Genomic DNA, 12,135 nt, shown 5'->3' on the forward strand with positions numbered 1-12,135 from the left:
CTAGAACAACTCCCTCAGTCTATGTATTTTTCTTCGCAGTCCCTCAGGGTCTGACCCCGTTTACCTACGTTTACCTATCCCTTTTCTCGCCATAGCCGATAGATTGATAAAAAGTAACAGTAGGCCCGTAATCCTGATCTGAATTCGAAACCTCTACAGAAAAATTACATCCTGGAAATTTGTCCTTTAAAACTAGCCGCCATGAAAAAGCAATAGTGTCAGCTAGCTGCTCAAAAACGACATCATCAACTTCATCCGTACAGCCTGAAAAAACATCGTACATGTGAGTATGATTCATTATTTTTTCAACTGCAGAAATATCCCCATCAAGCTTTTTTAACCATACCAAAAAAACCTCATGATCATATTTAGCATTTAAAAAAATCGCACCTTGGCTGATAAAAAAATCAGGAAACAACAGCCTGCAAAATAGCAGACAGTCTTCAGGCTTACAAATAGCGCTCATATAAGAAAATATATCAATATTATCGCTCTCAGCCCAGCTTGACGCCCATAGCTCGTATCGACTCAAACCGCTAAATTGCCCAAGCGTATTTACTTTCATTATGGAATCTCATCTGAATTAGTAGGCCGCGGAGCCAGTTTAGTAGAAGGCGACTGAACTCTTACTGTTCCGTCCGGAAGCGTATTTCTACCATATTCTATTACATGTGGTGTCGATACATTAGCATGAGCAGCACCTCTAACATCGACCCGCTTAATAATCATCCCAGCTGAATCATAGACGGCGTAGCTCGTAATATTTCCTTGATTATCGGCCCGATACAAAGCTCCATTCGCGGGGCCGCCGTCTAGCTTAAAGCGGCCGCTAATCTGAGTAGCATTTTCAAGCGGACCTCCGACAAGATTATTTGCGTTGCGAGGAATAGAGTTGTTGCTAGTCGCGCCTTTTACCCCACCCGCCACAGCCCGCCTATAAGCCACCACCCCCGCCGCAGTCCCCACCCCAACCGCCAGTGCGATCTTCAGGTTGTCCGCAATGTCCTGCGCCTGGGCGTCGCTCAGTGCCCACTTCGACTTGAGCGACTCGACCATCGCGCCCACCGAGTGCTCGGTCGTGGCGGTCGCCAGCATTTCCTGAAATTCGTGATTGCCGTTGATCAGGCTCTGTACCGCCTCCCGTGCGTCGGGCGAGGCGTAGTCGGCGATGTCGCGGATGGCATTCAGGTTCGCCAGGGTGTTGGCGACTTCTTTGGAGCTTGCCGCGCAGGAGCTGGGGTCGGCCTGGCAGCTGACGATGGCGTCAATGTCCTGCTGGAGGCTCAGTTCCTGGAATTTGCGCGTGGCGTCCTGGATACAGGAGGCGTCGGTGCATCGGGCTATCTGTTTGGCGGCCCGTTCCAGTTGGTTGTGTGACAGGTAGTTGTATTGCGTGGCGTTCTTCGCCACCCAGCTGCCGGTCTCCAGCTTGGCGGCGTCGGTGTCGCTTTGTGCCGCAGCCGCCAGCACGCCGACGATCTGCGAACTCATGGTGAGCAGGGTGTCGTTGCCTTTGACCAACGTATCCAGGTGGCCAACCAGTGCTTCGCTTGCCGCCGCCGCCAATGCGCCGGTCTTGAAGTCGCCGCCGGTGGCTTCGGCCAGCAAGCCACCGACCATGGCGTGGATCGCCACCTTGGGTAACGAGCCGTCCGCCAGGACGTTTTTCGTGTAGTCCCCTACCAGGTTGAAACTGGCCGCCGCCAAGGTGTTGAACAAGGCATTTTTCAGCGCGTCACTGACACTGCCGCCCTGCCCCAGGGCTTTGTTCAGCAACGCAGAGGTGCCGTTCTGCAGCGCCTGGTTGGCCGCGAATTGGCCGACGCCGCTCCAGGTGCCCAGCGAGCCGGAGGTGGCCACTTTGCTGATGGTGGTATTGGTCTGCGCTCCGGTCCATGGGTCGAAGTAACCCACCGTCAGGCCGGCAGTGATCGCCGAAACCCCGTAGCCCTTCAGGGCATCGGACGACGTCACGTCCTTGAACACGGCACCGAGATTGCCCCGGTTGTTGACCACGCTGACACTGGCATTGGTCGAGGCGCCGGTCGCAACCGCACCGACCATGGCGCCGCCGACACCGCCGCCTGCTGCGGCCGTCGCCATGGGCCCGATGACCGCCGACATCACGATGGCAATGATCAGTTGCGAGGCCGGCCCCAGCCCGGAGTGGCTGTACTTGAAGCTGTCGTGGACCTCCCTGACCTGACGCCAGTCCACATCCCCGCGCTGTTCTGCGTCCTTGAGCCAAGCCAAGTGCGGGTCGGCCTTGACCATCGCATCAATGGACTGGCTGACGCTCTGCTGATTGACCTGCTTGATGTCGATCTGCAAACCGTCGACGGCCTGGATCGCAATGGTGCCCCCGGCAACCAACTGGCTCTGGCGCAGCGTTTCGTCAGTGCTGCCCTTGCCCTTGGATGCCACCCAGAATGCGTTGTTGTTGGTCTTCTCGTGGCTCTCCTGATGCAGGTCTTTCACTGCTTCGAAGGTCACCGCCCCACCACTGGTGATGGCGATATCCGCCGCGCTTTCCAGCCTTGCCCCTTGATACAACTGACCGCCGCCGCTGATCAGGTCGAGGTTGCCGCCTGTGGTGATCTGGCTGCCCACCGCACGCACGTCGGTGACTTCGTCGCGTTGGGTCTTGAGGGCGCCGAAGCTGCCTTTTTTCTTGTAGTCATACAGGCTGTAGTCGCTGTCATTGGAACTCAGCAGTTGCAACTGCCCACCCGCCACCAGATACGCATCCTTGCCGCTGCTGACCTGGCTGGCGTGCAGCACGATGTCTTGCCCCGCGCTGGCGTTCAGTTTGCCGCCGGCGGTGAGCTGGCTGCCCACGTGACGCACCTGGGTGGTTTGCTCATGCACCTTGGCGCCGCCGCGTTTGCTGTTGACCGCGTGATCGGTTTCGTTGGCGGCGGCCAACAGGTGAAGGTTGCCACCGGCGGCGACGGTCAGGTCTTTGCCGGCGTTGGCGTGGCTGGCCAATAGGGTGATGTCGCGCCCGGCATGCAGGCTCAGGCTGCCGGCGGCGTTGAGATTGGCGCCAAGCTGTTCGGTGCGGCTGTGTTGGGTGACCCGGTGGCCGCCGTTTTCCGTGGTACGCACCTGTTGGGTATCGGTGACGGCGATGAGGTTGATGTCGCGCCCGGCACTCAGGCTGGCATCGCCAGCGCTGTTGATGTCGCCTCGGTTGGTGATGTCGCGCCCGGCGTTGAGCGTGAGGCGCTGTGCGGCGCTGATCTGGCCCGCCTGGTCGAGATGGGTGACAAGGGTGCCGTCCCCCTGGTGCTTGGCATGGGCGGTGCGGTCGTTGACGATGTCGCCGGTGACGCTGGTAAGTTCGATATGGCTGCCACGGATCTCGCCGGCCATCGCGTTGCGGATACTGTCGGTGGCCAGCAGGCTGATGCGTTCACCGGCGCTGAGCGTACCGCCATTGAGCAGGCGGCCGTCGGCGATGGCGGTCAGCTCCTGTGCCGCTTTCAAGGTGCCGACATTGACGATGTCGCCACCGCTGACCAGGTTGATGTCCCGGCCTTGCACCAGGCTGCCCCCGCGCAGGTTATTGGCGTCGACCGTCGCCAGGTACAGCACCGGCACCAGCACGTCTTCACCCTGCACCTGGCGTTTTTCCATCCATACGATGTCGTGGGTCAGGGCCGCCACCTGCTGCGCGGTGAGGCCAACGCCGACGCTCAATTGCAGGCTGTCGCGGGCGCTGAGGCCGTTGTCCATCAGGTAGCGGAACTGTTCCTCGTCGCTCTCCAGCCCGGCGAGGAAGCGTTGCCCGGTCTTCGCCAGCACGGCGTCACGGATCAGGCGGCTTTCGTAGTAGCCGTCGCCCAGGCGTCGCCAGGCCACGTCGGTGCTGTAGCCGATCTTGTCGAGCAAGTACTGGGAACTGAGGAAGTTGGCCAGGTGGGTGAACAGGGGATTGGTTTCAATCAGGTAGGGGCTGCCCGGATTCTTGCTGGGGATAAACAGCCCGTATTTACCGCTGGGGAGTTGGAATTCCGGCGGTTGGGTCAGGTCATCGCTGAGGCGATCCGGGCTCAGTTCGAGGTCGTTGGGGTTGTGGCCAATGTCGCCGGTCAGTTGCGCCAGGGTGTTTTCCCGCAGGGTGCCGTTTTGCAGGTACTCGGTGGCCTGCAGGTTGAGGCGGCCGCCGGCTTGCAGCGTGGCGGCATAGACTTCGCGGCCATCCTCGCGCCAGGTGGTGAGGGTGCCGGGGTTGCTGAACCCCTCTCCGGTCGAGCGGGCCTTGAGTTCGGCAAAACGCACGGGGTCGAAGGGTGCGTTATTGAAGGCCGGCAGGTCGTGGAATTCCATCTGGTCCCACAGGGCTTTATCGATGCGACCGGGGGTGCCGATGATGGTGCTGGAGATGCCGGTCTGGGAGGCCGCGCCCTGGTTGATAAGGCGGTTGGCGGAAAGGTGCACGTCGCCATTGGCGGCGAGCAGGCTGTAGCGGTTCTCCAGGGTCTGCGCGTCGATACGCAGGTCTTTGCCGGCCACCAGTCGCGCCGCCCTGGTGGAGTTGGGCGCGGCGGTTTCGCGCCAGATTTCGCTGATGTAGATAGTGCCGCGCTTGTAGCTGTCGTTGCCGTGGCAGTGCTGGCCGCAGACCCATTGGATACTGCCGCCGACCAGCTCGCGTTCGAGGACAAGGTGGGTGCGGGCGTTTTCAAACTCGCGGGCGTTGATGTGCAGGTTGCCTTCGGTTTCCACGCTGCCGGAGAGGTTGCTGAAGCGCGTGCCGGCGAAACTGAAATCACCGACGCTGTAGAGGTCACCTTCAAGATTGCTGAAATGCTCGCCACGCACATGCAGGTCGCCGCCGCTGAACAGCAGGCCGCTGTTGGTGACGTTGGCAGTGAGCAGGAGGTTGCCTTGGCTGCCGAGCGTGCCGGGGTTATTCAGTTGAGCCGCATTGATCTGCATATGCCGCGCTGCGCTGAGCACGCCGAGGTTATGCAGTACATCGCGCACGCGCAGTTGGATGTCTTGGCCGCTGAGAATCTGGCCGTGGTCTTGGGTAAGGTTTGATGCGCTGATATGGGCATCGCCTTTGGCGGCGATCAGGCCGCTGTTGTTCAGGTCGCCATCGACCTGCAGGTGCAGGTGGTTGTCGCCGAGCAGTTCGCCCGCGTTGGTGACCGTGCCGGCCGCAATACTCAGCACAGTGCCTGCCCCCACGATCTTGCCGCTGTTGTCGACGCTGTCGGCGACCAGGCTCAAATCGCCTTCGGCATGCAGCGTCCCGGCATGGTTGATGGCCTGTCCGGCGGCAATTTCAAGTTGGCCGGCAGTGACCACCTGGCCAGTGTTTCTCAGGTCCTGGCGGGCTTCGATCCTGGCGCTGTCGGCGGCGATCTGGCCGCTGTTATCGAGGCTGCCGCTGGTGATTTCCAGGTGGCCACTGGCATTGAGTTCACCCGGGTTATCCAGGCGCTGGGCCTTGATGCTCAGCTGTTTGCCCGCGATACGCCGGTCTTCCAGGATGCCGCTGACGACCTTGCCCTGGTTGCTCACCGTACTGCCTTCGAGGCTGACATTCCCGGCGCTGGCCAGGGTCTGCCGCACCACCAGATCGCCCTGGGCCTGCAGGTCGATATCAGCCATCGCAAAGGTCGGGCCTTGCAAGTCAATCGACGCGGCCTTGGCCGTGAGGGCGCCGACGCTGGTGGTGTGGGACAGGCTCAAGCCGCCATTGGCGTTGATCACGATGTCGCCGGCGGTGCTGGCCATATCGCCCGCCAGCCTTACGCCGACGCCCTGCTCAGTGCCCACCAGGCGAATCGTCCCGGCGTACATGCCGCCGAGGGCGCTGGCATCAATGGCCAGTTGCGGTTTGTCCCGGCCATCTTCGGCACGGGCACGGGCCTGCAAAGTGTCGGCACTGACATCGTTACGGCCGGTGATAATGTTGAGCTGGTCGGCATGCAGTTGCGCGTTGAGCTTGGCCGTGCGGGTGATCAGATCGAACTGACTGACATTGCGGGCATTGAGCCCGGCGCCCTCCAGCGCAATATCGCCGCCGTCTACGCGAAAGTGATCCAGCCGCCCACCTTCGATCACGGGCTTGCCGGTGGTCAGCGTCGCACGCGGCGTATTGATAAACCCGCAGCCATTGCAGGTGATGCCGTGAGGATTGGCGACGATCACCCGCGCGGCATGCCCCGCCACTTCGGTGTAGCCCCCCAAGTGGCTGCGGTTGCCACCGGTGACTTCGTTGAGGATCACGCTGGCAGGCCGCCCTTGCAGGCCTGGGTTGCCGAGGATCACACCGCCCAGTTGGGTGTTTTGCGTGGCCTGGGTGGCGTTATTGAGGATCAGCCCGTTGCTGCCGACGTTGTAGTCGGTGAACAGGTTATGGGACAGCCCGCTGCCATTGGGCCCGGCGATATTCACCACCGGCACGCCGTTGGGCGCATGGCCGAGGCTGGTGCCGGGGCTGGCCGGGTCCACGCTCAGCTCGGCGGCGGCCGCGACAATCGGGTTGAGGAAGATGATGCCTGCGAGGCTCAGGGCCAGGCACTGGTAAAACGGGCGGCGCACGTCCATAGGCTAGGTTCCTTGTTGTTATTCAGAAAAACAGGTCGATTCGGGCGTAGATCGGGTGTTCGCGACGTTCAACGATGGCCGGGCGCTCCAGGGAGCGGGCGAGCACCAGCGAAGCGGCAAGGTGAGTACCGCGTGCGCTGAGCTCCCAGGCATGGCCGGTAAGGCGCCCGGCAACGTCAGGGTTGTGCGGGCCACGGCGGATCACTCCGACGTCGTAGCCAAAGCCCACGCCCACTTCGTGCACCCAGGGCCGCAGCGCGTCCCAGGCCACCGGTTGGCGCCAGCGCACCTGGCTGCGCCAGTAGCCGCCGCTATTGCCCGAAAGGTTCTGTTGCTGGAACCCGCGCACCGCACCGAGGCCGCCGACGCTCAGGCGTTGTGGCCCATAGAGTTCGTCTTCGGCGTGTTGGCCGGTGGCAAGGCTGTCGACACTCCAGTGCTGGCCCAGCCAGCGAAAGGCCTGCAAATAGCTGAGGGTCAGGGTGTATTTCTGATAGCGCGAGGTCGGCGCGCCGCGCTGTGTAGAGAGATCGCGCTGGGCGTCCAGGGCGCCGATGCCCTGTTGCCAGCCGGCATCGAGGTTGAGAAAGGCGTTGCCGATGCGGCGGCCATGGTTGAAGCCCAGTTGACGCTCCGTGATGCGATGGCTGGAGGTGCGCAGCAACGCGTCTTCCAGGTAATTGCGGGTCCGCAGGTGGCTCAGGCCAAAGCTGAACGCCGTCTTGCCCAGGTTATCGCGGTGCAGCACGCGCTCGGCGCGCAACTGCTGGCTGGACGTCTCGCCTGACAGTGCGAAGGCAAACCCGGAAAGGTCGTTGCGCGTGCGGTAGAAGCTTTGGCTGTGGCTGACATTGAACGTCCACCAACCATACGGCAGGCTGTAGAACAGGTTCTGGCTGTGGGAATGGCGCCAGCGGTCGCTGACGGTGTCGCGGCTGGCCCGCAGGTTCAATTGATCCGCCAGGCCCAGGGGGCTGTCCCAATCCAGGCCGATACCGGCCTGCTGGCGACCGGTGCTGGCATCGCCATGGTTGTTGCGGTTGGCCGAGACACGCCAGGGTTCGCGGCGCTCACCTTTGAGCGTCACGCGGCTGCCCCCCACTGCCTGCCCCGGCAACACCTCAAGCTGCGGCTGGCGCGAGGGCAAGCGCGACAGTTGATCCACCCACTGCTCCAGCTCGCGCAGGTCGAGCACCTCCCCTACGGTGCCGGGAAAGGTCATGGCGGACTCCAGCGGGCTGGCCAGCGATGAGCTGTCGAGCCCTTCAAGGCGCCCTTCGACCACGATGATGTTCAGTTCGCCATGTTTCAGGTCCTGCTGTGGCAGGTAGGCGCGGGTGGTGACGTAGCCGCGATGCAGGTAGTGATCGGTGAGGCTTTTGAGCACGGCGTTGAGTTGAGGCACCCCCAGGCAACGCCCCTGCCAGGGTTGCAGCAGCGCCTCTCGCTGGCCTTCGGGCAGCAATGTCGCGCCTTCAATGTTGATACGCGTGACGGTGATGCACTGGCCGTCTTCCAGCAGCGCGGGAGCCGTTGGCACAGCGATTTGGCCGGGCAGGTTCTGCAGGTCTTCAAGGCGACGACGCTGCTCTTCCAACACTTGCTGCTGACGCTCACGGGCCAATTCGCGGTCGCCGGGCGACACGGGGGACGCGGCAAGAAGCGGACCTGAAAACAGCGCTATCCCCAGCAGCGCAGGTCGAAAAACAGCCGGCATCCTTTCACCCTCACACAGGTACTCAAATGGAAAGAGCACCCATGCTGCCGAGGCTGAAACGCTTAAGGAAAACAGGAAAGGTTACAAAAAATTCGGCGTTCCTGAGGGCGTCGCCTTGTCTGTCACACAGGCGTTGGAGGGCTGTCAGATGCTTCCGAACAATGTCAGTCGAAGGAAGAAACCGGATAGGAAGTGAGACTTGAAACGTACATTTCCTGGTTTTTTCTTACGCTGAAAGTCCTTTCCCCTACAAACGAGAAAGACAATTCAGAGAGGATAAGAAAGGAGATCTGTCAGAGGAAAAAGACCGGTCGCTCAACCCATGAGCACACAGGCATACCTGAAAGCGACAGGCGTAGATTAGCGTTCTGGCCCGGTCCATTTACATCGTAAAAATTGGAGTTACCCGACGAGCGGCAGCCCCTCAACTCAACAACACCACCCCACCCGGCAACTCCGTGCACTTGGCCCCATACGCATCGCGGATCAACAACGCCACGCCCGCCAACTGCTGCAAACTGAAGCGCGCCTGAACCCGACGCTGGCCCAGTTCCTTGTTCAACAGCAGCAGCATGCCCGGGCGATAACGGTTGATCTCGTCCACCACCGTCGCCAGCGTGGCGTTGTTGAACACCAGCACCTGTTCACGCCAGGCCACCACTGCCTGGGTGTCCACCATTGTCACCTCGCTGACGCCGGACGCGCCGTAGGTGAGTTGCCGGCCGCTGTCCAGGCGCACGCTGCGCCCGGCGATGGCCACCGCGAGTGAACCGTCGATGCAGGTGACGCATACCCGGTGGTCGGTATTGCGCACATTGAAGCGTGCCTGCGCCGCGCTGACCGAGCCCTCGCCAGCCTGGACCAGCAGCGGTTGCGAAACGTGGGTGACCACCTCGACTTCGCCTTCGAGCAGTTCGATGCCCTCGCCCACCCGGCTGATGCGGGTCTGGGTGTTGAGTTCCAGGCTGATGCCTTGGCTCAACAGCACTTGGCGCTGCTCGCCGACTTCGGTGCGATAGTCCGCTGTGAGCCCGGCGAAGCCGCCCGGCACACCGACGCGCACCATCACCACGGCTGCCGAGGCGGCGATGGCCCCGCCGAGGAAGGCACGGCGGCCAAAGCTGCGCGGTTGCGACATTTGATCAAGGGCCGGGGACAGTTGCTGCCACAGCGCCTTGGCCTGTTCGAAAGCCTGGGCGTGTTCCGGGCTCTGCGCGCACCAGGCTTTGAGGGCCTTGGCATCGGCCACGGTGGCGCGGCCCGAGGTCAGCAGGAGCAGCCAGTCGCGGGCTTCATCGTGCAGGGGGCTGGCGGCGGACTGCCGGGCGGTGGAGAGGCTAAAAATATTCAAGCGCGCACGTACTCACGGATTTATCAGGGACTCGACACTAAGACGGTTTTCCGGCCCCGGGACCGAACCGCTGAATCACTTTTCTTTCCAGGCGCTTGGCACAGTGGCCCAGGGCGGCCTTGATTTCCTTTTCGACCATGCGCGTGGAAATGCCAAAACGCTGGGAGATTTCCAGGTGCGGCGCCTCTTCCAGGCGCGCGGCGATAAGGATCTTGCGCCGACGCGCCGGCAGTTCGTAGAGGGCCTTGACCAGGGATTGGATTTCTTTCTGGCCGCCCACCACTCGCGACGGGTCCTGGGCTTCGTCGGCGCTTTGCAGCAGCTCTTCCACCTCGCTGCCGGTGAGCAGGCGCGCATCGGCCTGGCGGCGGTCGGCGGCGATGTTCAGGGCCATGCGGTACAGGTAGGCATTGGGCTGTTGCAGGTTCGGCGGCACGTCCATGCGGTCGACGCGCAGGTAGGTCTCGTGCAGCACGTCGTTGGCCAGGTCCTCCGAGCCCAGGCGCTTGCGCAACCGCACCTTGAAGTCTTCGTAAGAGGCCAGGAACAGGCTGACCATCGTACTGTGCCCGGTATTTTTCATCCCTCCGAGGCTCCTTTTGCGGCTGTGCATTCCATGCGCGTTCCTGTTGTGTCAGGCATCAAAAGTAAAGTCACCGGTTGGCGCAGCGAGCTTGGCGCCGGGCGTTCGACCCGCGCCGCTGCCAGGCTGCGCACCAGTGCTTCATCGCGTTGTTCGTCGCCGGTGGAACTCACCAACCGGCTGTGTTCGACCCGCCCCTCCGGGTTGACCCACACCTGCACCAGCGCGCGAAAACTGCCGGGCCGGGTCAACGGCGAGCGGCACAGGCTGGTCTCGATGGCTTGCTGCAACGCCGTCGCGTAGCTGTTGTTGATCCGCGCAGCGTTGCGTGCCGCCGCACCCCGCGTAGTAGGCGGCGGGCTGACTTGCGGGGTCTGCAAGGTAAACGCATCACTGCGTGCATAACGGGCCATCAGGCCACTCCCTGTCAGCAACATCGCCAGTGCCTCTTGCGCCGTGAAGCGCCCGCGCACTGCGATGGAGCGCCGCCCGCGCGTCAACTCACGGTCCACCAGCACCGCCATCCCGGTGGCACGGCTGTAGGCTTGCAGTGCATGTTCCAGGTCCTGCGCCGGCAGGTTCAACGGCAGCAGCGGTGACTCTGCCTGCGCCGCGCGACCAGCGGCCAGCAGCAACAGCAAGACCAGGGCGCGCATGACGCGCCTCCAGGCTCCCTGTTCACCCCCTGTTCTGCATCGCTGCACGGCCGACGCGCCCTAGAAAACCGTCATCCTGAGGCCAGTTTATGAACCTGATGTTACGGTGATAGCAAAAAAAACATCACGGTGATGAGAGGCCCGCTGCACTAGACTTCCAAGCCTTACCGGCCCACTCCTTCGGGCCTGCCAGGAGGCCCGATGAAAACCTTGCCGACCGTTGCCAGCCTGTTGCTGTGCGCCACCCTGCCCTTGCTGGGCCATGCCGAAACTGCCGCCGGCACGTGCGCCGAGGTCAGCGTGGATGGCTACAAGGCGCCCGACTATGGCTGCCTGAGCCAGCAGATGAGCAACGACACGAACGCTACCAAGGCGGCCAAAAAGAACCGCGAGGCGCAGAACCTCCCCATCGAAAAACGCCCGCCGAACGCGGTAGGCCTATCCACCCCGGCGGCGACCAGCGTGCGCATGGGCAATACCTTCGGGACGTCGGTGAAACCGCAGCGGCCCTGAGGGCCAACCCTTTCAAAACGGGCGATAAGTCCCCTGTGGCGAGCGGGCTTGCCCCCCGTTGGGCTGCGCAGCAGCCCCAAAACCAGCGCCCGGAGCATGCCTGATTCACCGCATTCCTCCTTCCAGGGTCGCTTCGCAACCCAACGCGGGGCAAGCCCGCTCGCCACAGTTGCAGTGTTCGCTCTTAACGGGAGGGTTTCAGCCAGAGACTGGGAGCACTGGATCGCGTTTACCCTGCTGGTCGGGCTGGGGCTGCACATGATCTGGTGGGCAAGTGTGCGCAGATGGTCGGTGGTGTGGTGTTGATGTTGGTAGGGGCGACGATTCTGTACGAGCACCTCTCGGTCCAGGCACACCACAAAATAATGTGGGAGGGGGCTTGCCCCGATAACGGCGGGTCAGTCAATTATGCGGTGACTGGCCGACTGCTATCGGGGTGTAAGCCCCCTCCCACAAGGGTTCTACAGCGGTTCAGGGAATGCGTTTCACGCCGCTTGGCTTTCCTTTTTCAAGCTGTCCATATCGATCACGAACCGATACTTCACATCGCCCTTGAGCATCCGCTCATACGCCTCGTTGATACCCTGGATATCGATCATCTCGATGTCCGAGACAATCCCGTGCCTGGCGCAGAAGTCGAGCATGTCCTGGGGCTGCTGGATGCCACCGTTCAACCATGACCAGCATGGACGCTGAATCGTTCAACCGAGCACGTCCGTACAATCCGCCGGTCGGCCCCGTCCCTAAG

General features: G+C 62.1%; 7 protein-coding genes and 2 pseudogenes. 2 read left to right on the plus strand and 7 right to left on the minus strand.

The features are described from left to right. Window positions 1-70: 70 nt before the first annotated feature. From BM110_RS14925 to BM110_RS14950, 6 genes are all read right to left on the minus strand, one after another. Window positions 71-565, minus strand: coding sequence for a hypothetical protein (locus BM110_RS14925; RefSeq protein WP_256575416.1), 495 nt, complete (start codon window positions 563-565; stop codon window positions 71-73). After that, entirely contained in the window at window positions 565-6,567 is a 6,003-nt protein-coding gene (locus BM110_RS14930; RefSeq protein ID WP_093513715.1) for a two-partner secretion domain-containing protein, read from the minus strand. The genes BM110_RS14925 and BM110_RS14930 overlap by 1 nt, the downstream gene beginning before the upstream one ends. A 22-nt stretch (window positions 6,568-6,589) precedes the next feature. After that, on the minus strand, window positions 6,590-8,284 hold the full coding sequence (locus BM110_RS14935) for a ShlB/FhaC/HecB family hemolysin secretion/activation protein (protein WP_093513716.1): 1,695 nt from the start codon (window positions 8,282-8,284) through the stop codon (window positions 6,590-6,592). Window positions 8,285-8,708: 424 nt separating this feature from the next. Then, window positions 8,709-9,635 (minus strand): FecR family protein, encoded by a 927-nt coding sequence (locus BM110_RS14940; RefSeq protein WP_092245926.1) that lies wholly within the window; start codon window positions 9,633-9,635, stop codon window positions 8,709-8,711. A 37-nt stretch (window positions 9,636-9,672) separates the two neighbouring features. After that, window positions 9,673-10,218 (minus strand): RNA polymerase sigma factor, encoded by a 546-nt coding sequence (locus BM110_RS14945; protein WP_016980117.1) that lies wholly within the window; start codon window positions 10,216-10,218, stop codon window positions 9,673-9,675. Next, window positions 10,215-10,874, minus strand: a complete 660-nt coding sequence (locus BM110_RS14950) for a TonB family protein (protein ID WP_175507946.1) — start codon at window positions 10,872-10,874, stop codon at window positions 10,215-10,217. Before BM110_RS14950 ends, BM110_RS14945 begins: the two co-directional genes overlap by 4 nt. Window positions 10,875-11,075: 201 nt before the next feature. Between BM110_RS14950 and BM110_RS14955 the strand changes: the two genes are divergently transcribed. Together BM110_RS14955 and BM110_RS29860 are read left to right on the plus strand one after the other, a co-directional pair. After that, window positions 11,076-11,387 (plus strand): hypothetical protein, encoded by a 312-nt coding sequence (locus tag BM110_RS14955; RefSeq protein WP_093513717.1) that lies wholly within the window; start codon window positions 11,076-11,078, stop codon window positions 11,385-11,387. A gap of 239 nt (window positions 11,388-11,626) precedes the next feature. Further along, window positions 11,627-11,731, plus strand: a pseudogene (locus BM110_RS29860) (hypothetical protein); the annotation flags it as partial. A gap of 141 nt (window positions 11,732-11,872) precedes the next feature. On the opposite strand, the pseudogene BM110_RS14960 reads toward BM110_RS29860, so the two are convergent. Beyond that, window positions 11,873-12,061: pseudogene (locus BM110_RS14960) on the minus strand (NAD(P)-dependent alcohol dehydrogenase); the annotation flags it as partial. Window positions 12,062-12,135 lie beyond the last annotated feature (74 nt).

Source organism: Pseudomonas sp. NFPP28 (genome assembly GCF_900115535.1).
In the GTDB taxonomy this organism is placed as follows: Bacteria; Pseudomonadota; Gammaproteobacteria; order Pseudomonadales; family Pseudomonadaceae; genus Aquipseudomonas; species Aquipseudomonas extremorientalis.

What these genes read in the sequence shown, in the direction of transcription:
- BM110_RS14925 (WP_256575416.1), bottom strand. Translation starts at nt 565, where the DNA reads ATGAAAGTAAATACGCTTGGGCAATTTAGCGGTTTGAGTCGATACGAG.
- BM110_RS14935 (WP_093513716.1), bottom strand. Translation starts at nt 8,284, where the DNA reads ATGCCGGCTGTTTTTCGACCTGCGCTGCTGGGGATAGCGCTGTTTTCA.
- BM110_RS14955 (WP_093513717.1), top strand. Translation starts at nt 11,076, where the DNA reads ATGAAAACCTTGCCGACCGTTGCCAGCCTGTTGCTGTGCGCCACCCTG.
- BM110_RS14950 (WP_175507946.1), bottom strand. Translation starts at nt 10,874, where the DNA reads ATGCGCGCCCTGGTCTTGCTGTTGCTGCTGGCCGCTGGTCGCGCGGCG.
- BM110_RS14945 (WP_016980117.1), bottom strand. Translation starts at nt 10,218, where the DNA reads ATGAAAAATACCGGGCACAGTACGATGGTCAGCCTGTTCCTGGCCTCT.
- BM110_RS14930 (WP_093513715.1), bottom strand. Translation starts at nt 6,567, where the DNA reads ATGGACGTGCGCCGCCCGTTTTACCAGTGCCTGGCCCTGAGCCTCGCA.